Source organism: Pseudoalteromonas rubra, assembly GCF_004212645.1.
GTDB lineage: Bacteria > Pseudomonadota > Gammaproteobacteria > Enterobacterales > Alteromonadaceae > Pseudoalteromonas > Pseudoalteromonas rubra_G.
Genome location: NZ_PPUZ01000004.1, coordinates 55,972 through 77,492, shown reverse-complemented (window position 1 = coordinate 77,492; position 21,521 = coordinate 55,972). Strand labels below are relative to the sequence as shown.

Genomic DNA, 21,521 nt, shown 5'->3' with positions numbered 1-21,521 from the left:
TATATGGACGTTTTATCTCAAATAGCCGTAGACCATAACCATTTGATGAATATTTTCATATGGTTTTCGCTCGTCATTGCCGTTTTTGCCAGTCGCAATAGCCCTAATGTCAGGTGGGTGGCGTGCAGTATACTCATTGCCCGGACGGCAGACATACTTTTGTATGGTTGGGCACTGACAACTGAGGGCTGGTTCTATCTGATTATGAGTGTGCAGGATGCGGCGCTTATCCTGTTAATTGTAAAACGTCACGCTGTGGCTTCGGCCATAGCCAGGCTCAGGCTGGGCACGCTGAGCCTGTTTGCCAAAGACTGCCTGTCTAACTTTAAGATGACCTCGAACGAGTTGATGTATGTGCTGATTTTATCTGTGTCTGTTGTGGTTAATATGGTGGCGCTGATAGAGCGTGAAATCAGGCAATTCACCGAGTTCAATCCCATGTTTATCTACAACGCCTACGAACCCATCAAGCTGGTACTTACGCTGTTATCGGTGTTGGCTATTCTGTCTTTAACGATAGATGCGGTACGCGGGTTTTATTCTCAGGATAAGGTGGAAGATAGTCAGCGGCAGTAGCTAAATTCAGTTTAGTTAATTGCATTGTTAAAAACCGCTCTGTCATTTAGAGCGGTGTTTTTGTGGTCACTGGCTACACTGGTCTGACGGCTATTAAGGCTACATATGCCTTGGCGGTGAATGCGGATGTGTTTCTGCTCACCACATCAAAACTCTCCAGCAAAACTTTCTATCAAAACTTTCCATCAAAACACGCCATTATCATTTTGAATATCGCCACCGCTGAAAAGTGAGTACAGGCGCATCGACAGGTCCAGGGCCTGGATTGAGTCCCAGTGTTCTACAATGCGGCCGTCTTCGATGCGCCAGGTGTCGATGATGTTCATGCCTTTTTGGTCATTGCCGCGGTGATCTTTATCCAGCGTGGCGTGAGAGTGAAAAATCACGAAGTCGCCGTCGGCGTAGATGTGTTTTACGTCGTAGCTGTAGTCCGGATAGTCTGCAACAAACTCTTGTAAAAAGCCGACCAGACCGGGGATTTTATCCGGCAGGTTGCGGTTGTGCTGCACATACGCACTGTCGTTGTAGTGCGCCAGCACATAATCAAAGTTGTGGTTGTTCATCAGGTTTTGCACAAAGTCAGTGACTAGGCGCGCGTTTTTTTGCTCCTGCTCGCTCCAGTTTGGTTTTTGTAACTCGCTGAAATTAATCGTCGGTGCGTCTTTGCCTGCGGCAAAGGTCAGGGTGCTTACCAGTAAAAGTAGGGTGGCGCTTAGGGTTTTCAACATGGGGGTGCTCCTCAGTTGCAAAATTGGCTTTAAGTCTCATCTGGTAACCATAGTAATTATTAGTAACTGCCTTTGCAAGAAGGCACAAAATGCGTACCAGGGCACTTTTTGGTAACCCCTGTCGCACATATGTTGTGGCGTTTTGGTTGGCCAGCCGGGCGCTGTCGGCAGAGCACATGGCCGGAGATCGGACGCCTGAAAGCAGGGCCTAACGGGCCAGCCGGGCAGCCCATTTAACATGGTGCTGATACTCTTATCTGGAGTAGATATTTGGGTACATAGTGCGTTACTGTGGCTGTATATTTTTAAATCTGAAAGGAGAAACCGATGAACACAAATAAATCGGTATTAGTAACGGGCGGCACAGGCAATATAGGTAGTGCCATTGTCGCGGAGCTGTTGGCACAGGGTTATCAGGTAAAGGTGCTGTGTAAAGATGCGACAAGTGCGCAAAAAGCTCAGGATATGGGGGCAGCGGCAGTGGCGGGATCGCTGACCGAACCACAGCGCTGGCTGGAGGCTCTGACAGCTTGTGAGGCCATGATCCACACGGCCTGTACCTTCGATGAGCAGATGGGGGCAATTGATACGGCATTAATGCAGGCGGTCGCCGGGCATGCCGCAGGCCGCACTGCGCCGCTGGTACTTGTATATACCGCCGGGTGCTGGGCCTATGGCAGCCACGATAAGGTGATCACCGAAACTACGCCGAAGCACTCAGTGGCCGACTTTCAGTGGATGCTGGATAACATCGCCTGGCTGTCAGACAAGGAAAACATCGACTTACGTGTGGTGAGCCCGGCTAATGTGGTACGGGAGGAAGAGCATTATCTGCCGCCCATTCTGAGCTGGGAATTAGAGCGCTGTGGCCATCCGGTGTTACCGGCGGACGAAGCGCAAACCTGGCCGCTGGTAGAGCGCAAAAACCTCGCCGAGTTGTATCGTCTGGTGCTGGAGCGTGGCAGGCAGGGTGAGGAATACATTGGATCGGCGGAACATCGGGCTCCGCTGGCGTGCCTGTTACGGCAATTGTCTGAGCAGCCGATTGAATGCGCTCAAGCGGCGCAGTGGGCTGAGATCTATGGCACCTGGACCGAAGGCTACGCGCTGCAACAGGTGTTCTCCAGCGATAAAGCCATTCGCGAGTTAGGCTGGCAACCCAAACTCTTTTTAAATCTGGATTAAGGGCAGAGATCCGCCATCGTACATTGGGTGAGGCACGGTAACCGGTTACCGGCAATCGGGCCTCACGTTACAAGTCTTTTAACGGGCGTTGTCAGGGCGCTCATCTTGCTGATTTTCATCAGGTTCTGTGGGGCGCTCAGGCGGCGTGTTTTCGCTATTTGGCGCATCGTCCGGCTCATGATCTTGCGGATCATAGTCGCGAGGCTGCCTGTCACCCACTTCATCCTCATCCACAACCAGCATTTGTTCATGTGCCGTGGTTTCTTCAATCCGCGGGTCCATGGTGGCGGCCAGCGGTGAATTAGTCACATCGGAGGTGCCCACCACGTAGTCGCTCGGCTCAGGGCGCTCGGCTTTTTGTCGTGAGTTGATGTAAGTGAGCAGGGTAAACATCAGCACAGTGAGCAGCGCAATTGAGGCATACAGCGCCTGATGACCAAAGGCGGCCATCAGCTGGGCATTTGCCGCAGAGCCAAGCGCTGCACCGCCGCCAAAGGCGACCAGCAGGGCTGAGGAAACGCCAACCCTGTCTTCGTCATCAACACGCGAGTTTGCCAGCGCGGATGACAACGGATATAAGGTAAACGCAAACAGACCAAAGATAAAACTTAACACATAGGCGGTTTGCTGCGAGGCAGGCAGCAAAAATAACAACAGGCTTACTACACCAATGATCACCGCGTTGCTGCGCAGCAAAATACTACGGCGGATCTTGTCTGAAATGACCCCCATCGGCCATTGCGCCAGTAGTCCGGCAAAAATGGTGATCGACATAAACAGCGCGATCTCTTCTGCATTAAAGCCCGATGAATGGGCGAAGGTGGGCGCAAGGCCATAAAAACTGCCGTTGATGATCCCGGCAAACAGGATGGCAGTCATTGACTGGGGCACCTTACGGATGTAGCTAAACAGGCTGACCTGAATGGGTTTGAGTGGCTTGGGGTGGATCCTGCGGGTCGTTGAAATCGGGATGATCCCCACCGACAGCGCCATACAGACCAAAAACAACGGCGCATAGCCCAGCTCAGGAAAGTGCGACAGCGCATATTGCCCCGCCACCATGCCCAGATATGAGGTGATCATGTAAAAAGAGAATACCCGGCCGCGGGACTCAGGGGCTGCCTGCTCGTTCAGCCAGCTTTCCAGCACCATGTAGTTACACATCATCCCAAGTCCGACAATTAAGCGCAGCGCCAGCCAGATATAAATATTGTCGCTCACCCCGTGGGCAGCCACACAGGCGGTGACCGCAGCGGTGCTGGCAGCAAAGGTTCGGATATGCCCCACCGACTTGATCAGGTGATAACCCAGTTTAGAGCCCAGTAACAGGCCCAGGTAATAACACGAGGTCAGCAGGCCTATCCAGAAGGTTGAGACCCCTTGTTTACCGAGGTACAAAGCCAGGTAAGTGGTCAGTAAACCGGTGCCACCAATCAAAAACAGGTTGGTAAAGTAGAGCGACGGGAATGATTTCATTTGATTATTATTTATGCGTTAATACAGTCACATAGTAGATGAAGAATGGCGCTTTGACTAGCCGTGTTTAGTGCACTTAATGGCTATCTGGACAATACAAATGCTCGGGCTGGATAGCTGCGCCTTGTGGCTGCGTTCTATACTTTTAATAATAATGGCTTAAAGGCTAAGTAATGATAGATTGGTTATTTTCTATTTCCACCTCGGTGTGTGTTGCAATTACGCTTTTGCCTTGCGTAAACAGCGATCATTGGCTTTTTCGCTGCTGGGAGTTTCCCCGGCTGCAAATTATGCTGTTAATCTTATTAAATAGCCTGTTGTTATTTGTTTTTAAAACAGATTATTACGCGTTTTATCTGGCAGCAATGATAGTATGTTTTGCCTGGCAAGCACATTGGGTAATGCCTTATATACCTGGTTACCCCACCGAAGTGCCCGGGGCAAAAACCCCTTTGTCTCATACCGTGAAAATACTCACCGCGAACGTGTTGATGTCAAATCGCAATGCAACACACTTGTTAGCCTGTATTCATCAGCATCGGCCAGATATGATTCTAACCCTAGAAAGCGATGAGTGGTGGCAGGCCCAGTTACACGCCATTCACGATGATTATCCGTATCGGGTCGCGGTGCCACAGAGCAATCTGTACGGCATGCACTTGTATAGCAAACTGCGCCTGACTGATACTCAGGTTGCGTATTTGGTTGAGTCAGATATACCCTCAATTCATTGCCATGTTGAGATGGATGGCAGCACCGTTGTGCATTGTCACTTTTTGCACCCCGCGCCGCCAAGTCCTACTGAGAACACCAGTGCAAAGCCCAGAGATAAAGAATTATTGTGTATTGCCAGGCAAGTTAGGCCAGATCTCTACCCCACCATTGTGACCGGCGATTTGAATGATGTCGCCTGGTCACCAACAACGCGGGCTTTTCGCGCACGTAGCGGTTTACTTGACCCAAGAATAGGGCGAGGCTTTTTTAATACATTTCACGCTGACTATGTGTGCGCGCGGTGGCCGCTTGACCATCTGTTCCATTCTCATCACTTTCATATCATTGATATTCAACGTCTGGAGCATATCGGATCTGATCATTTTCCATTGCTGACAGAATTGCATCTCACTCAGTAGCGTCATTGATTTGTTTATGAAAAAGGCGACACCTGGGTGTCGCCTTACATCTTACTCTCACTATGACAGTGTCTGGTACTTAGTTACAGGCACCTAAGTCTGTCCAGTAATTCCAGGCATTGCCCACATTGGAGTTTTGTGCCGGGTTTTTGCCACGGTGCCACCAGTTGCTGTGGTATTTGTGGCCATTGTAGGCAACTTCATTACCTGAACGGTAAACCTTACTAGCCGACCAGGTTTCAAGGCCGCTACAGCCGGTGTTATTGCCATCTGTGACGGAGACTGACTGAGTCACAGTATGCGTCGCGCCTGCATCATCGGTCACGGTCAGGGATACCTGGTAGCTACCCGCATTAGCAAAGGCATGTGCAACCGTTGTACCTGTGGTTGCAAACCCGTCGATGTTCCAGTCGTAAGCAACAATCTGACCATCCGGGTCGCGGCTGGCGCTGGCATCAAAACGACAGGCAAGGTCGGTACAGCTTGCGGTAAAGCTGGCAACCGGCAATTGGTTGTCTTGCGCGCCGCCACAGCCGTTGGTGGCAATATAATCAGATGCAGCCTTGGCCTGCACTAAGCCATGGCCGTATTCATGGTCACGACCGGCAGCACCTAAGTCGATGGCGGTGGCGTTCAGGGCGTTACGAATGTCGACATTGCTACAGCTTGGGTGCTGACTCCAGACCAGTGCGGCAACACCAGCTACGTGTGGGCTGGCCATCGATGTGCCGGACTTTTCATCGTAATCCAGAATGGCTTCTAGCTGCACCTCGACCGTGCTACCCACGGATGACAGAAGGGCTGTGCCGTCTTCCTGCGACAGAGAAATCACCGGAATGGTCACACCATGTACGCCATCTCCTAAAGTGCCACCAAAGGAACCCGGGGCATTGTTATACACTATGGCTGCGACACCGCCACCTGCCTGGCAGTTGGCGGCTTTGTCTTTAAAGGATGCGCCACCACGCTCAATTAAACACACGCTTTGGGTTGCGGCGCAGGCACTCAGGCCCTGACCACAATCAACCAGCTCGGCACTGACCTTACCCTCTACCGAGTTGGTCATGCCACCCCCTTTCACAAATACGCCGTTGGCGGTCACGCCAGCCGCAACTCCGGTGCCACGCGGCACCGTTGATAGAATGTTGGTACCTGGTGCGGCAATCTCGACCTGCGCATTGTACTGAGAAGAGCTGTTTTTAACGCGGTTTTCATCAATGTTGGCCACCGATACCACAGTATCATAGCTGGCCGGGTAGCTCAGAGTGGCGTCGCCGCCATTACCGGCTGCGGCGATCAGTAGTACGCCCTTGTCATAGGCCGCTTGCAGACGCTCCTGGAAATATTGGCTGGGGCTGCCACCACCTAAGCTCATATTGATGACTTTAGCGCCATTTTCAACACAGTTATCGACGGCACGGGCAATACGTGAAGTTAACCCTTGCTTGCCGTCATTGTCGAACACGCGCACGTTGTGCACGCCAATTTTATCATTGGGCAGCACACCAACCACACCCTGGCCATTTTTCAGTGCTACTATGGTTCCGGCAACGTGAGTACCGTGACCTGAGCCATCCTGATACCAGGCCAGACCGCCCGGCAGATCGGTAAAGCCAGTGGCGTTTTGTGGCAAGTCCGGGTGGCCCAGATCATAGCCAGAATCAATCACACAGACCTTAAACAGATCGGCATTGGTGTCTTGCAGTAGCGGCGCCTGTACCTCGGCCAGGCCATAAGGCGACACTTCCGCGCTGGTGGTCGATGTGAAAGGCACGTATTCATAATCTTCTTCAATGTAGGCGTACTGGCCAGAAGCTTTTAACTGAGCAACCTGCTGCGCAGTCAGTTCCATGGTGACCACAGTGCCATTGTCATCATTTGACAGCACTTCAGCCACCGGCTCAGAGGCAAAGTCTTCATTGATGGCGGCGCGCTCAAAGCGGCTGGTGTGTGGCGCAAAAATCGCTAAATCGCTTTGCTTAAGAATGTACTGCTTGGTTTCCTGTGCGTTGACGGCGGTTGATGACAGGGCCGATAAGGCAAGGGCTAACGAGGTAAGTCTGAATGTTTTGGTCATGTTACTTCCTACTGATTTTTGTTGTTGCTACTTGTTATTTTTGCTGCATCCAATGCAATGAGGTTTGATTTTTTGTCTATTTTGTACCCCATTAAGGATCAAACTACCCCTTGAAGTTTTAACTTGCAACCCATTGTTAATCAAAATTACACAAATAAGTAAAAAAGGTGACTTATTTAGGTACGCACTCATGCTGAGGTACTTTGGTAGTGGTATGTTGATTATGCGGCTTGTTGTGCCCCGGAATGACGCAGAGCAGGCTCGTCGCAGCTTCCTGCCGACGTGCTGCGCGAATTGGAATCTAAGTTGTGGTGAATAAAACAGCGGGCTCGATATTGAGCCCGCTGCTGAAGGGGTGGGGTTTGATACCTGCCTAACGATAGTCCTGGTACAGATCGATAATCGGCTGATCGATACCGGCCTGACAGGTTGGCACAGAGAGTGTCAGTGCCAGATCGCGCTCGTACGCCGTTTTGAGCATATTGTATGAGACTATGCCAGCAGGAGCGCGCAGATCCATTGTCCAGAACTGACCATTGGCGGCATTTTTACAACGATCTCCTTTTAGGCGCACGCGGATTTGAGCTGCGATGATGCGAAGATCTGCTATTTTGCTCGTCAGCAACCTGGCGCCCGGATCGTGCAGTACCTGATTACTCCAGCCACTGCAAATGGTGTCAGAAAAGCAGGCCTTAACCCGATAGGCTCTCAGTCCGGTCATCGCCGTTACGTCGTAGTCAGTGTCGGTACCAGAAAGCGGGATGTTTTGCCAATTAAGAGGTCGATCACTTGTGCAACCCTGTGTGCAGTCAGCCATTTCCAGCATGTAGCGGTCGATTTGCGCGATGTTTGTCCAAAGCAGCTTGCCATTCTCTGCGCTGAGTGTGAGGTTCAGAGGCTCAACACTTGCCACCATTTCAGAGCTTTCCAGTTGGCTGCAAACCGTGCTCCCGGTTTTCAGATCACAGGCCTGGACCGAGAAGGTGTATTCGCCAGCATCCTTAAACTGGTACTGGAAACGCGGCTGATCGGTGCGCGAGTCGAGCTCTGCGAGCAAGGACAAGGGCTGGTCGGGTGCTTTGACGTACAAAGAGTAACTGACATGCTCCTGGAAAAATTCATGGACTTGCCATTGCAGCGTGACGGTTTGGTGTGTAAAAACGCGCTCAGGCAGTGGCTTAAAGACGACTGTAGGCAGGTGGGGATCTGTGAGCTGATAGGCCACTTCCGCTAACTGACCACATTGCCCGGATAGCGTACAAGGCTGCACCTCGACTTTGATGGTACCACGACGGAAGTTCGGTCCGCGCTGCAACGAGGTGCCTGCGTAGTTATCCTGCCACAGGAAGCGTTGCTCTGGCTCATCGGCATATTGACTGGGTTTAGTGATGTAAACATCGTAGACCATGTCTTGCGGATAGATGGCCGGTTTGCGCCACGAAAGCGTCACGGAGTCACCATAGGTGATTTCTGTGCTCGACACGCTAAGATCCTCAACACTGAGCAGGGCGACATTGTCACTGACCACGACTGACGCCGCGGCGCTACGTTGTCTGCTGCAGACGTCACTAAAGTTTGTCAGACAGGTTTGCAGATAAAAGGTATAGGTGCCCTTTTGGTTCAGCCCTGTTCCCGGAATGAATTCACGGATTGTCTGACTGTCTGGGGCTTTAACCCATAACTTGGCAGAGACAGGTTCTTTAAAGAATTCAGGCATTTTCCAACTAAAAGACACAGGTTCATTCAGGTAATATTCTGGTTTTTCACTGGCAAACTGCACAGCGTCGGGTAGCACAGAGCCATCGAGTGTGTACTGAGTTGTTGCAACTTCGCCGCAGGTGCCATCGCTCAGACACGGATGTACTTCCACCCCAATTTGACCACGGCGATAATTTGGGCCCCGGATGATCTGAGTTTCAGTGAGGGCACGCTGCCATAAAAAGCGCTGAGCGGGCTGGCCCGGCTCCGAGCTGGGTTTAGTGATATACACATCATAGGTTAATGTGCCGGAATAACCCTGCGGTTTTTGCCAGGAAATGGTCACCGAGTCACCGTAATTAATATGGGACTTGTCAACGCTCAGGTTAGCGACTTTGATGGACTTAACCGTTGCGGTGACGGGTTGGCTGAGGTGATCATTACAGATTGCAGGTGCTTTCTGATCGCAATATTGCAAATAAAACGTGTATTGGCCCGGTGCATACAACGGAGCGTTGCTGTGGTACTCACTTAGCGTGGTTGCGCCGGGTGCTTTAACCCATAACTGGGTTGTCACCGCTTCTTGGAAAAATTCGGGGAACTGCCAGCTAAAGTCAAATCCGTTACCGGCAAACACACTACTTTGCTTAACCTTAAACTGGGTTGCTGCGGGCAGGGTATCGCCACTAAGGGTGTATGACACGGCACGGCTCTGGCCACATTGGCCTGCCAGACACGGGACTACCTCTATTTTAATGGTGCCACGACGGTAATTGGGGCCTCGTGTGAGGATCAGGCCCGGGTGATTATCGCGCCACAGGAACCGAATATCAGCCTCTCCCGGGTTGGGACTGGGCTTGGTGACATAGACATCGTACACCAGGCCATCAGTTTCAGTGTAACCCTTTGGGTGCTGCCATGATATTGAGACATGCTCCCCGTAAGTAATGTTGGCTTTGTTCACGGTTAGCTGGTCTACCGCAGCCAGAGAGATCACCGGCGTAGCCTGCACGTTCAATGCGGTACGCGATTTGTCGTTACATTCGCCATAGGTATTACACATTTCAAGGTAAAAGGTGCTGATGCCTACTTCAGTGAGTGTATGGGTGAAACTCTGCTCCGTATCTGCCAATGGGCCGGCGATTTTGCGCGTTACCCCGTGTGCATGTTGATACAGCGTATAATTGACCGCGTCTTTGTAATAGGGGTGCAGCGACCAGTTGAAAGTCACCTGCTCGCCCTGGCGGATAACCGGGTTATTTCGGGTAAACGTAGGCTGTGGTAGCGTCCCGCCGACAGTAAAGCTGACCTCGCGCAGCGGCCCACACTGATTGAGCACATTGCATGGCACTATGCCGATTTTGGTTGTGCCACGGCGATATATTTCATTGCGTGTTAACTCAGTCGCACTGTAGTTGTCATGCCATAGAAAGTGCTCGTCAGGCAGCCCAGGTTGTGCCCCTGGTTTGGTAATGTAAACATCGTAATAGGTGGTATCACTAATGTTACCGGGCTTGGACCAGCTGACCTTAACAGAGTCACCATAGTTCAGTTGTGTCTTACTGGCCGTCAGCCCTGTGACTGCATTTGGCACCGGAGGAGGCGATGAAACTCGCAGGCTGAGCGTGGAGGAATAACTACACTGCCCCCAGGAGTCACAGGCCTGGATCTGGTAATAGTGTGTACCAGCCAGGTTGATGCCTGAGCGGAGAAACCCTGTAGTTGAGACATCTCTGAATACAAACCAGTCTCCTCCCGGCTTTTTGGTGCGTAAGCGATAATAGAGTGAGCCTGAATAACTGCTTGGTGGCTGCCAGTTCAGCATTACACTGCCACCGGTGTAAATATGTGAGGTTGACAATGAGAACCCACGTACTGTGCTGGGACCGGGTGGGGGTGGCTCACTGACCGTGACAGACGCTGAGCCTGAAGCGCTGCATCCACTTGCATCACATGCTTCAACATAGAAGGTGTGTGTGCCGCTTTTATTGATATATCGGTTAAAGGAGGTGCTGCTGTAGCCTCCCCTGAATTTTAGCCAGGAATCGCCGGGCTTGAGCACCCACAGGTTGAAGTATTGCGTGCCGCTGGGACGGCTCCAGGATAAAGTGACAGTGTTGCCCCGGTACATATTATATGTGCTGAGGCTCAGGCTGGGGCTGCCAATGGCAAGCGACTGGAAACTGGTCGCCAGGGTTAGCCACAGGAGTATGCGTGCGATAATTTTCATAGCTGCTGCTTTGTTATTATGATGTGATGGTTTAACCCGTTTTCCCTGGGTTTAACATGGTGTTATGGAGTCAAAGTGAAAAGGGCGTCGCATAATCAAGGCACCCGTAAAAGCGTATGCCCTTATCATGTCTCAGCCCGTCTTAGCGGATTAAAAGTCTTGGTAGAGATAGTTTATTTTCTGGTTTTTTGTCGCATCACAGGAAGGGTAACCGATTTTTATAATTTTCCCTGTGTTTGCCGCTGCCAGTAACATCGACGTGTTAACACCTGAGGCAGCTTCTGACAGTTCATAGTACCAGTAGGTGTTGCCTGAATTTGCACCTTGTTTGCATTCGTCGCCTTTGAGGCGGAAGTAAACACGGCTGCCACTGGGGTAGATCCGTTCAACCTGCCCGACGCCTTTGGCTGCTAAGGCTGTTGGAGCGAGCGGGAGTAACAAAGACAAAGCGAGAATAGATGAGAGCTTCATGATTTAACTGGTCCTTTTATGAAAACAGGTATTATTCTGCATACATCAAATAATTTCAATATTTGATATAATTTTGTTTCACTTGTTGCTTTGGTGTGTCTTTGAGTTGGCGCGCTACTTAGAACTGGGTTTTCAGCACAAAGAACACGCCCATACTGGTTAACACAACGAACAAGGTGTTTTTTACCAGCAGGCTTAATACGATAGCCAATATGCCCCCCAGCAAAAAGGGGTTGGTGAGATCATGCGTATTGAATGTTACTTCGCCAAATACAATGGGGGCAGCCATCGCGGTTAAAATACACGGTGCGGTAAAACTTAAAAACCGCTGCACTCTCATATCGAGTTTGATGGGCAGCTTTTCCATGAAAAAGGCATAGCGCATAAAAAAGGTGATCAACGCCATTAAAAAGATCAGATCATAACTCATAGCACGCCTCCTAATCGCTTTCTTTATCTAAACAATAACCGACAACCATACCGACCAGCGCAGAGAGCAACAGGTCATTGGGGACCTCGAGTTTATGAAACAAAACAGCGCAACAGGCTGATACCAGCACCGCGACTAACACAGGTGAGGATTGTATGTTCGGGACCACCATGGCAATAAAAGTGGCGGCAATAGCAAATTCGAGTCCCAGGCTTTCAAGGTTTGGAATACTGGTACCCGCCACAATGCCTGCCAGTGTCGACAGGTTCCAGATGGCATAAAACGTGGCGCCTGAGATTAAGGCATAGTCGAGGGGAAAGTAGCCCAGTTCCTTACGCTTATTCTCCGTTACGGCAAACATTTCATCGGTCAGCAAAAAGGCCATCAGCATTTTGTGATGTAAAGGTAAGCCCATGGCATGACTGCGAAAAGTGGCTGAGTAGAGCAAGTGGCGTGAGCTGATCACGGCTGTACTGCCCAAAATGGTCGCGATACCCGCACTGGCGCCCGTCAGGGTCAAGGCAGACAATTGCGCCGCGCCGGCAAAGACCAGCAGCGACATCAGTTGTGACTGCAGCGGACTCAGTCCCACTTGAATGGCCAGTGAACCACATAAAATCCCCCAGGGGATCACGGCAATGGATAAGGGAAGAATGTCAAAAAATGCGGCCAGTTTGATTGATCTGACCGGCTTTGCTTGCTCCGTGCTCATAGTACCTACCTAAATCTGTGAGTGGCTGACAACCTGCGCAGATAACAGTGAAGACTGAAGAGGTGTTGTCGCGAAGGCTGCTTGTTTTTATTATTTTAGAGTGAGAATGTACCCTGAACAGAACCTGTGGGCAATAATTAAGCACCCAAATTTAATTAGCTTTAATATTGTCAAACGTAGGCCTTGGTAATGGAGTCAGCTCGACTGAGAAGGCCGGATCATTGCATAAATGGCAGCCGAACTCAGCAAGCAAAGGCATTAGTTACCTGATTTGGGCAGCACCAGTGTAAAGCGGCAGCCCTGATCCGGCTCACTGTGACATTCTATGGTGCCTTTGAGCTTTTGCGTCACAATATTAAATACAATGTGCATTCCGAGCCCGGTGCCACCGTGGCTGCGTCGGGTGGTGTAAAAGGGTTCAAAAACTTTATCCCGCGTTTCTTCGCTCATGCCGGCGCCGTCGTCCGCAACAATCCAGGTGAGATGCTCAGGTGTGTCCTCTATGGTTATGCGGATGGTGCCTGGCTGTGTTCCCTCATCAAAGGCGTGTTTAATGGCGTTGTCGACCAGGTTTGTGAGGATCTGGGCGATTGCGCCAGGATAGGTCGATAAGCGAGCCTCCGGGGGGAAGTCGGTTTTCACTGTGACCTGGGTGTGCTTCCACTTAGGATGCAAGCTGGTTAACACATCGTTGAGATAATCGGGCAGGTTAATGGTGCTGAGCTCTTCTATGGACTGATCAACCGCCACTTGTTTAAAGTTTTTCACCAGCTGGGCTGCACGACCCAGGTTCGACTCAAGCAGTTGCAGGCTCTCTTGCAAGGTGGCAAAAAACTGCTCCAGATGGTCCTTGCTAAGTTTGCCACTGGCCAGTTTCTGCTCGCACTCTGCCAGTGCTTTGCTGGCGTATGAGCCTGCGGTAATGCCAATGCCCAGCGGAGTGTTAATCTCATGGGCAACGCCGGAGACTAAGCGGCCAAGGCCGGCCATTTTTTCCTGTTGTACCAGTTGTTGTTGGGTAACTTTGAGGTCTTCATGGGCGGTTTGCAACTGGTTGAAGGTGCTTTCAAGTCGCGCCACGGCATCGGCGTTGGCCAGGGCAATGGCGGTATAGTTAGCGATCGTACGCAGCATTTGCACATCGTTATCGCTAAATGCATGTGGCTGAAAACTCTGCACGGTCAAGCAGCCGATGATCCGGGTATCAATAATCAGCGGCAGATAAACCAGCGACTCACTCTCGGCGCCGCTGACCGGCGCCGCAATGTGGTTGACATACTGCGTCAGCTCACTGATCTGATTGACCCTGAGCTCTTTTTGGTGGGTGACGCACCACACGGCAGGGCGCTGGGTGTCGGACAGGGCATATTCAAATTCGGGCAGCTTTTGCCCTTTTTCAATCGCCAGTCGACAGGAAATGCGCTGATTTTCGCTGTCGAGGATCCCAACCACAAAGACGTCTGCACCCATCAACTCATTCACGTGTTTATAGACACGTTCCAGCACCGATGAGAGATCTAACGTGGAAGTGATGTCTTTGCCTATGGTGCCCAGCATTGAGATATTGGCGGTGCGCGATTGCACTAGGTTGTCGAGGGCGACTTGTTGCTGTTTGAGTTCTTTAATGCGCCATAAATACGCCAGGTACAGCAAAGTGGTGATCAGCAGCAGCAGCCCCAGGCGAAACCACCAGGTTTCATACCAGGCCGGTAACTGGATCACTGCCAGGTTTAACTGGTGCTGGCTCCACTGTCCCTTGCGGTTGCTGCCTTTAATTTTGAGTTGATAGTGACCGGGCGGCAAGCGGGTGTAGGTAATATGGCGTTTACTGGCATCGACCGGGATCCATTGCTCGTCGTAACCGACCAGCTGATAGGCGTAACGATTGCTGTGTGGCGCAGTATAGTCCAGCGCGGCAAATTCGACCGAAAAGCTGCGGGTGCTCGGAGGCAGCACCAGTTGCTTGGGTACTGTGACGGGCTGATTATTAACAGCAAGCTCGCTTATCACCAGTGGCGGGTGATAGGTCCAATGCCTCCAGCGCTCGGGGCGCAGCAACAGGATCCCTTTTGTGCCACCAAACACCAGCGTGCCATCACGCAGTTTGGTGTAGGAGCCCGTCCACATGGTCCCGGTGTCCCAGTCATCGGCAACGCCCAGGTCTTCAAAGGTTTGCGCCGACGGGTCCAGCCAGCCATAGCCATTCCAGATCCGTCCCTGCGCATCTTCCATCAGGTTCCCTGCGGTACCTGTGGGTCTGCCCGCCAACTGATCCAGTGACTCGAACTGTGCCTGATGGCCATCGAAGTGAACCAGTCTGTCGAGCCCGTGCGGGGTGGCGACCAACAGGCGTCCCTGACTATCAACCAGCAAGCTTTTAATATAATTGTCTGAGAGTGTGTCAGTGGTTTGTGCCCGGGCACTGATCTCGGTCACGGTTTTCGCTTTCAAATCAAGCACAAATAAGCCAATGCGGGTGCCGACCCACAGCAGGTCCGGGGCCATATAGGCCATTGTCAGGACCGGCTTGCCTGACAGCTGGGTATGATTTTTAAAGGCGTTCAGTGGCTGTAGCTGACGGGTTTGAATGTCCATCAGCGCCAACCCTTCGTCGGTGCCAACCCATAGCAGGCCATTGGCGGTTTCCTGTAACATCACGACCTGATAACCGGGCAGACCATCGGCTTTGCTGTAGCGTGTAAACTGCTGACTCAGAGGATCGAAGTGGTGCAATCCGGTATTGGCCGAGCCGGTCCAGATGCTGCCATCAAAGGTTTGTCGGATCACCCGGACATAGCCGTCGGCGAGTTTGTTTGGATCGCCAGGATCAGGCCGGTGGCCGGCGACCACACCTATGCTGGGATCTATGATGTCGATCCCCGTTTGTGCATTACCAACCCAGATCTGGCCATTGTCCAGCTCTGTAATACTGCGGACATCCTCATGACTGAGCGAGTGGGGATAGGACAGTCGCCGGACAAACGTTCTGAACGCGCCATTGTGCGGGTTATGGCGATTCAGCCCGTTGCCCCAGGTGCCCGCCCAGATCAGCCCGGAGGCATCAACAAGCAGGGCACCCATAGAGTCGAGATTGATACTGTAGGGGTTAAGCGGATCATGGCGAATGTGTCGGATCACCGCACCGCTGTTGGCATTAACCACAGTGATCCCGCCTCCGGAGGTACTGAGCCAGATATGATCGGGATCTGGCTGTATAATGCCATTCACCCAGTGGTGACTGAGACTGGTTGGATCGCCAGGACGATGGAGAATACGGGTCACCTGATCAGAACCCGGCATGAAAAAAGCAGCGCCATGATCTGTGGTGCCAACCCAGATAGCGTGATTGGTGTCCTGAAACAGGCGAAACACATTTTGCTGATCAAATGCTGCCAGGGTTTCACCACGCAGTGGTTGCTGCCAATCGGCCATCCCGGAGGCGTGCCCGTTTGGTAAGGTGACGCGGCAGAGTCCGGTTTTACTGCCCACCCACAGTGTGTCTGAACCCCTGAGTAACAGCGAGCGCAGGCGCGGCTGTACAAGCGGTTGGTCGCAGCCGGAGATCTTCAGTCGTGAGACTTGACCTGTGGTGGCCTGGATGTGATTCAGGCCGTTATCCGTTGCGGCGTAAATATTACCCTGATCATCCCCGGTCAGCGCACGTACTGTGTTGTTATACAGGCTATCGTTATCGGAGCGGTTATGCTCAAAACGTTTAAAATGCCCAGTTGCGGGGTTATAGACGGATATTCCATCAGTAAAGGTCCCTACCCAGATCAGGCCGTCCGGCGCCACCCATAATGACCTGATAAAGCTGCCGGACAGGCTGGTATCATCCTTAGGATCATGCAGAAAAGTCACAAAGCGGTAGCCATCGAAGCGCAGCAGACCAAACTGGGTGCCGATCCAGATAAACCCGTCCCGGTCCTGCGCCAGTGCGGTGACCACCCCCTTGGGAATTTGTTCGCTGTCGCCTATGGTCTGAAAAATCAATTCGCCCAGATCGAAAAAAGAGTGGCCGGTCGCCGGTTGTGACGGGTGTGCGCTTGTCTCAGTTGCTGCAACTGCTGCAAAGGGCTGAGCAGGCAGCAGATAAATACAGAGCAGTAATAATAAAGCCACTGCGCGCCGCAGGCCTGGTAATCGTATCACTTGTGCCCCCCAGATTGAGTGCGCTGAGGTAATACCGGTATATGCCTATCCAGTATAGATAACCTGACGCGGTACGTGCCGTGTTTATTGCGGCTTATTTTGTTTGATGGCTTCAAGGTAGCGGCTCTCAACAAAGTTTTTCTCTTTACTCAGATGAGTTAGTTTTTGTCGGGTCTGTTCCAGCTCTGCTTTGAGGGCCGCGACTTCTGCGCTGCTGCCGTCGCCCTCGTGTTCTACAGAGAGTTGATCTATCAGCTGATTTTGCTCCTCTATCTGGCGTTTGTATTGGTTAAGCAGGGTTTGTGTTTGCTGGTCGCTCATCGCATTGGCAGATGCCCCAGCTTTGTCCTGCCGAAGTTGTTCTATCTCTTCTTGCAGCTGGGTATTGGCCTGGCGCAGTGTGTCGGTGGACTGGAACTGATGTTCCAGTTTGGAGCTGACATGGCGTAGTTTCTTGCCACTATTATCAAGTTCGCCTTTAAGGCGTTTAATGAGTTTATGGGAGCGGATCAGTTTTTTGTTGAGCTCGTTTATAGAACTTTGTTCTTCTTTGGTGATGTGGTCGGCGGTGGATGCCCGGATCTGCGAGAGCTGATTTTCCAGCGTCATCTGTACCTGCAACAGCTCTGAAATGGTCTTGCTGTGCTGCTGAGTAAACTGGCTGGCCCGCGCGACCGATTCGCGACACTGCGCCAGCAGTTCGTCGTGCTCTGGTGTGCTTTGTTTGTGGTTTAAAAAAGTCCCAGCAAAGTGGCGAAACTCTCTTAAAATCAACAATAAAATATAAAACCAGGCCGCCAGGATCAGCAGCCCTACATTCACTGCCAGATATTGGTAAACTTCGAGAGGAACCATGCGCTGAGATATGCCGCGTTTGTTTATCAATAAGATAAGTTTAGTTTTCGTTCAGAATTCTGCCTATACTGAAGAAGAATAATTGCGTTAGGGTAAAGAATGAAAGTTCTGATCGTTGATGACAGCCATGCAACCTGTGAGATCATCCGGCGGGCCCTGCAACAGTTTGAGTATCGCAAGCTGTTGTTGCGCTGCGCCAGCCGTGTGGATGAGGCGATGACGCTGATAGCCGATTGGCAACCGCAGATCATTCTGACTGACTGGCATATGCCCGATAAAACCGGTATTGAACTACTGGAGACCCTCCGAGTCAGCCACCCCGAGCTGCCGGTGGCGATGATCTCGACGGTGGACGATACAGCGCAGGTTGAGTATGCCACATCGCTGGGGTGCGCATTTTTTCTGTCCAAGCCTTTCAGCGATGATGCACTGCGCAGCGCCATTATGCCGTTGGTGTTGGAGCTAGAAGCCAACGAAATGATTGGTGAAGATGACGCGGTACCGCTTCGAGAAGAGCTGGCTTTGCCCAAAACTGACATGCTGGAACGTCTGATGCAGAAAAACATAAGCGACTCATTGGTGTTAAAACCGATCCAGGCACAGCAGTTAGATGAAAGCAAAGTGCCTTGTGTGATGGTGGTGTACGCTGAGCGTGGCAGTCAGAAACCGCGGGTAATTGGGGTGTTAGATGTATATGCGGTCTGTGTGCTGGCCAGCAGCCTGCAAGTGATCCCGCAAGAAGAAGCCCACAAAGCCATACATTTAAATCAAGTAAACCCAGAGATTATGACGGCGTGCAAAGAAGCGCTGGCAAAAACCACGTACGCATTCCTGGATAAACAAAGCAAAATGAGCTTGTTCGTCAGAAGCTGCACTGTTTTATATCAAAACCACCCTAAACTTGAGCGCTTATACCAGTACCCACTTGATAGCCGGCTCGACTTAAGTTGCGAGCGTGAAGGCATGGCGCAGGGTAAAATGCTGATCGTTGGGTTATGATACCGCTGTGTGCAGATACGTTGACTCTGCGCCGCATTTAGATATCATGTGCTCAGCATTGACGGAAAAACACCCAGGAGGACGATGATGATAGTAACCAAACCAACCGGGCAGACTGGCCTCAACTAACTTAACTTAACTTAAAACCGAATTTAGTCTAGCCAGCACTCCTTTTCGCCCGGTATCTACCGGGGCAAATAGCCCCTTTCTCAGTTATTAACATTATTGTTAAGGGGTCGTCATGACCAATTTTCAGAACCTGGCCAAATTAGGCTGGACACCTTATTTTCAACAGCAACTGACACTGGAAGAGTGGAGTGATGCTCACCCGGTACGGATCGTCTCGCAGCACAGGTCCTGCATTTCAGTCCAAGGCGAAGCAAGGACCTATTCTTTACCATTAACACCGGCAATGGATGCGCTTGTGGTGGGCGATTGGATCCTGGTTGATAGCGAGCTGCGATATATCAGGCTGCTGGAGCGCAAAAGTTGCTTCAAGCGCAAGGCGCCGGGTGCGCATCTGGCGTGGCAGTTAATCTCGGCGAATGTTGATACCGCCTTTATTTTGTGTGCACTGAATGAGGACTTTAACCTCAGCCGCCTGGAACGTTATCTGGCCCTGGTGCACAGTTCGAGCGCACAAGCTGTGGTACTGTTAACTAAATCCGATCAGGTTGAACATACTGAGCAGGCACTTAGTGCGGTACATCAGCTTGACGCCGCTTTGGATGTGCTGGCTGTGAATACGCATGCGTCTGAGTGCGTTGAGCGTTTGTTACCCTGGCTTGGCGAAGGCCAGACGGCAGTATTACTGGGCTCCTCGGGAGTCGGGAAGTCGACGCTGACAAATACACTGATGAACGCACAGTATCAGCGCACGAGCCGGATCCGTGAGGACGACGGCAAAGGACGCCATACTACCACGCATCGTGAGCTGGTGACGTTGCCATCGGGCGGGTTGTTACTCGATACGCCCGGGATGCGAGAGCTCCAACTCGGTGGTTGTGAGGCAGGGATCAGTTCGGCATTTGCTGACATCGAATTGTTGGGTGAGCAATGCCGGTTTAATGATTGTCGGCATGAGCAGGAGCCGGGTTGTGCAGTACAAGGCGCGATTGAGTCTGGTGCACTCAGCCAAAGGCGGCTTAACAACTATCTTAAGCTGAATAGGGAAAATGCGTTTAACACTGCCAGTCTGGCGCAACGGCGTGCCAAAGATAAGTCGTTTGGTAAGATGGTGAAGCAGACAGTGAAAAACAAAGCCCGCTTGAGAGACGGCTAGTTCGGGTTTAAGGTCATGCCTTTGGCATGGCCTTAATTTATTCAACTACTTACATACCTGATCTGAAGGTGCATTATGTTTTTTAAGAACGGTAACTTTAGGCTCTGTCTTTCAAGTTTGCTTATCGCTTTTGGTATCACAGGCCTGGCTGCTGGATGTGCTACGACTGATGAGCAAGTGAACAGGACATCTTTGGTGCATCGCTACACAGATAATCAAAACGGCATAGATGGACTGGACAATGTGCGCCGCCTGCTATTCGATGACATCCGCAGAGTGCTGTACGCGGTCAGTGCCGATGACGATGCCCTGGCCGTTTATCGTGTGGCTGAGGATTTATCACTGACTATGCTGGACATGATGTCGGGTAATGAAGCGCACGGCGCTTTGGTGGGGGCATCGGATATGACATTTTCTGGTGTCAACCAAGATATCCAGGTGGTTAGTTTTTATAGTGGTGCAGTTGCGCAGTTTCGTTTGCAGGACAATGCATCGCTGCATCTATCATCTTATCTGACCGATCGCATCGATATCCAACGAGTGTTTAAGCAAAGCAAACCGATTTCAGCACAGCAAGATACGCTGGCGCTCTTGGGCCCTTATGCCATTGTTGGTAGTCATAATGGGATCAGTTACGTGGCGTCCAATGTGTCGCAGGCCCTGGTCAAAGTAACATCAACGCAGGGTAAGCTGAGTGTGAAGCAGATCCTTCGCGCCAGTCAGGTTAACGCGCTGGCGGGGGCGGTATCGGTTGCCTTGTCACCAGATGAAAACCTGGTCGCGGTTGCTGGCATGCAGGCCAACCAGGTCACCATATTCAAAGCGGGGGCGTTGCAGTCACTTGTTTTGCAACACACCTTACCGGATGAGCAACATACAGAATTGACAGAACCTGTGTTTGTGACTTTTGTGCCAGAGACCGGGGGCTTGATGGTTGCAACGCAATCGGGTGTTTATCATTACCAGCAGAACCCCGCCGGGCGCTTTATACTGCTCGAGCAGCTTAGCGTTGCAGATCCCCAGCCACTGCCAGGTGTAACGCGCATAGTCTTTTCACCTGACGGACACTGTTTGCTGGCACTGTCTGAGTCGAGCGATCAGGTTAATGTGTTTGCTCGCCAGTCAAACGGACGCTGGCAGTTTTCTGAGCTGATCAATGTCGCGGGGGCAAAATCGCCAACCTCGGCAGCTTTTTTCTCCCCCACTCAGGTGGCAATCAGTTTTGCCAAGAGTGATGCGCTGCATATCTATGGCAATGTATGCACTCACCAACGCGGCGAACGATAAATAAGCGCCGTCTTTCAGAAGTGAGGCATAAATTAATGGAATATGCCTGACAGCGGCATAAAATTTCTATTTTTGAAACAATTTGTCATGTTTGTAACAGCTTTTAACGCTTAGGGAGCCGATATTGTCCGGTTTTTGTTGAACTTCATTTATTTTCCCTGTTAGTCTAGTGCACTGTGATGATTTGAAATTGTAAAATATTCTTTTTTATTGAAATAATACCTTGCCTG

15 protein-coding genes are annotated in these 21,521 nt (G+C 51.4%); 6 read left to right on the top strand and 9 right to left on the bottom strand.

Annotated features, from left to right (window positions below; translation table 11 throughout):
• Positions 1-3 precede the first annotated feature (3 nt).
• Positions 4-576, top strand: coding sequence for a hypothetical protein (locus C3B51_RS02045; RefSeq protein WP_130243989.1), 573 nt, complete (start codon positions 4-6; stop codon positions 574-576).
• Positions 577-761: 185 nt separating this feature from the next.
• Here C3B51_RS02045 and C3B51_RS02040 read toward each other — a convergent pair whose 3' ends face one another.
• The gene (locus tag C3B51_RS02040) at positions 762-1,304 is read right to left on the bottom strand and encodes a nuclear transport factor 2 family protein (RefSeq protein WP_130243988.1); all 543 of its coding nucleotides are present in this window, start codon (positions 1,302-1,304) and stop codon (positions 762-764) included.
• Positions 1,305-1,631: 327 nt separating this feature from the next.
• On the opposite strand from C3B51_RS02040, the gene C3B51_RS02035 reads away from it, so the two are divergent.
• On the top strand, positions 1,632-2,489 hold the full coding sequence (locus C3B51_RS02035) for an NAD-dependent epimerase/dehydratase family protein (RefSeq protein ID WP_130243987.1): 858 nt from the start codon (positions 1,632-1,634) through the stop codon (positions 2,487-2,489).
• 78 nt (positions 2,490-2,567) lie between these two features.
• Here the strand turns inward: C3B51_RS02035 and C3B51_RS02030 are convergent, their stop codons facing one another.
• On the bottom strand, positions 2,568-3,965 hold the full coding sequence (locus C3B51_RS02030; protein WP_130243986.1) for an MFS transporter: 1,398 nt from the start codon (positions 3,963-3,965) through the stop codon (positions 2,568-2,570).
• A 290-nt stretch (positions 3,966-4,255) separates the two neighbouring features.
• Between C3B51_RS02030 and C3B51_RS02025 the strand changes: the two genes are divergently transcribed.
• Entirely contained in the window at positions 4,256-5,098 is an 843-nt protein-coding gene (locus C3B51_RS02025) for an endonuclease/exonuclease/phosphatase family protein (RefSeq protein ID WP_240701832.1), read from the top strand.
• A gap of 79 nt (positions 5,099-5,177) precedes the next feature.
• Here the strand turns inward: C3B51_RS02025 and C3B51_RS24035 are convergent, their stop codons facing one another.
• From C3B51_RS24035 to C3B51_RS01990, 7 genes are all read right to left on the bottom strand, one after another.
• On the bottom strand, positions 5,178-7,175 hold the full coding sequence (locus C3B51_RS24035; protein WP_125718536.1) for a S8 family serine peptidase: 1,998 nt from the start codon (positions 7,173-7,175) through the stop codon (positions 5,178-5,180).
• A 373-nt stretch (positions 7,176-7,548) separates the two neighbouring features.
• Positions 7,549-11,103 (bottom strand): chitinase N-terminal domain-containing protein, encoded by a 3,555-nt coding sequence (locus C3B51_RS02015; RefSeq protein ID WP_130243984.1) that lies wholly within the window; start codon positions 11,101-11,103, stop codon positions 7,549-7,551.
• Between the two features lie 150 nt (positions 11,104-11,253).
• Positions 11,254-11,574, bottom strand: coding sequence for a hypothetical protein (locus C3B51_RS02010; protein WP_125718532.1), 321 nt, complete (start codon positions 11,572-11,574; stop codon positions 11,254-11,256).
• 118 nt (positions 11,575-11,692) lie between these two features.
• Entirely contained in the window at positions 11,693-12,004 is a 312-nt protein-coding gene (locus C3B51_RS02005; RefSeq protein ID WP_125718530.1) for an AzlD domain-containing protein, read from the bottom strand.
• A gap of 10 nt (positions 12,005-12,014) precedes the next feature.
• Positions 12,015-12,716 carry an AzlC family ABC transporter permease gene (locus C3B51_RS02000; protein ID WP_130243983.1) on the bottom strand — a complete coding sequence of 234 codons (702 nt, stop codon included), beginning with the start codon at positions 12,714-12,716 and terminating at the stop codon, positions 12,015-12,017.
• 258 nt (positions 12,717-12,974) lie between these two features.
• A complete protein-coding gene (locus C3B51_RS01995; protein WP_130243982.1) occupies positions 12,975-16,838 on the bottom strand; it encodes a two-component regulator propeller domain-containing protein in 3,864 nt (1,287 codons plus the stop codon).
• A gap of 114 nt (positions 16,839-16,952) precedes the next feature.
• The gene (locus C3B51_RS01990; protein ID WP_125718524.1) at positions 16,953-17,723 is read right to left on the bottom strand and encodes a chromosome partitioning protein ParA; all 771 of its coding nucleotides are present in this window, start codon (positions 17,721-17,723) and stop codon (positions 16,953-16,955) included.
• 99 nt (positions 17,724-17,822) lie between these two features.
• Here C3B51_RS01990 and C3B51_RS01985 point away from each other — a divergent pair, with 99 nt between their 5' ends.
• The 3 genes from C3B51_RS01985 to C3B51_RS01975 all read left to right on the top strand — a co-directional run bounded on the left by C3B51_RS01985 (position 17,823) and on the right by C3B51_RS01975 (position 21,291).
• Positions 17,823-18,722 (top strand): response regulator, encoded by a 900-nt coding sequence (locus C3B51_RS01985; protein WP_130243981.1) that lies wholly within the window; start codon positions 17,823-17,825, stop codon positions 18,720-18,722.
• A gap of 241 nt (positions 18,723-18,963) precedes the next feature.
• Entirely contained in the window at positions 18,964-20,004 is a 1,041-nt protein-coding gene (rsgA, locus tag C3B51_RS01980; protein WP_130243980.1) for a ribosome small subunit-dependent GTPase A, read from the top strand.
• Positions 20,005-20,079: 75 nt separating this feature from the next.
• Positions 20,080-21,291: a hypothetical protein gene (locus C3B51_RS01975; RefSeq protein ID WP_130243979.1), complete on the top strand. Its 1,212-nt coding sequence runs from the start codon at positions 20,080-20,082 to the stop codon at positions 21,289-21,291.
• Positions 21,292-21,521: the final 230 nt, after the last annotated feature.

What these genes read in the sequence shown, in the direction of transcription:
- C3B51_RS02045 (WP_130243989.1), top strand. Translation starts at nt 4, where the DNA reads ATGGACGTTTTATCTCAAATAGCCGTAGACCATAACCATTTGATGAAT.
- C3B51_RS02040 (WP_130243988.1), bottom strand. Translation starts at nt 1,304, where the DNA reads ATGTTGAAAACCCTAAGCGCCACCCTACTTTTACTGGTAAGCACCCTG.
- C3B51_RS02035 (WP_130243987.1), top strand. Translation starts at nt 1,632, where the DNA reads ATGAACACAAATAAATCGGTATTAGTAACGGGCGGCACAGGCAATATA.
- C3B51_RS02030 (WP_130243986.1), bottom strand. Translation starts at nt 3,965, where the DNA reads ATGAAATCATTCCCGTCGCTCTACTTTACCAACCTGTTTTTGATTGGT.
- C3B51_RS02025 (WP_240701832.1), top strand. Translation starts at nt 4,256, where the DNA reads ATGCTGTTAATCTTATTAAATAGCCTGTTGTTATTTGTTTTTAAAACA.
- C3B51_RS24035 (WP_125718536.1), bottom strand. Translation starts at nt 7,175, where the DNA reads ATGACCAAAACATTCAGACTTACCTCGTTAGCCCTTGCCTTATCGGCC.
- C3B51_RS02015 (WP_130243984.1), bottom strand. Translation starts at nt 11,103, where the DNA reads ATGAAAATTATCGCACGCATACTCCTGTGGCTAACCCTGGCGACCAGT.
- C3B51_RS02010 (WP_125718532.1), bottom strand. Translation starts at nt 11,574, where the DNA reads ATGAAGCTCTCATCTATTCTCGCTTTGTCTTTGTTACTCCCGCTCGCT.
- C3B51_RS02005 (WP_125718530.1), bottom strand. Translation starts at nt 12,004, where the DNA reads ATGAGTTATGATCTGATCTTTTTAATGGCGTTGATCACCTTTTTTATG.
- C3B51_RS02000 (WP_130243983.1), bottom strand. Translation starts at nt 12,716, where the DNA reads ATGAGCACGGAGCAAGCAAAGCCGGTCAGATCAATCAAACTGGCCGCA.
- C3B51_RS01990 (WP_125718524.1), bottom strand. Translation starts at nt 17,723, where the DNA reads ATGGTTCCTCTCGAAGTTTACCAATATCTGGCAGTGAATGTAGGGCTG.
- C3B51_RS01985 (WP_130243981.1), top strand. Translation starts at nt 17,823, where the DNA reads ATGAAAGTTCTGATCGTTGATGACAGCCATGCAACCTGTGAGATCATC.
- rsgA (WP_130243980.1), top strand. Translation starts at nt 18,964, where the DNA reads ATGACCAATTTTCAGAACCTGGCCAAATTAGGCTGGACACCTTATTTT.
- C3B51_RS01975 (WP_130243979.1), top strand. Translation starts at nt 20,080, where the DNA reads ATGTTTTTTAAGAACGGTAACTTTAGGCTCTGTCTTTCAAGTTTGCTT.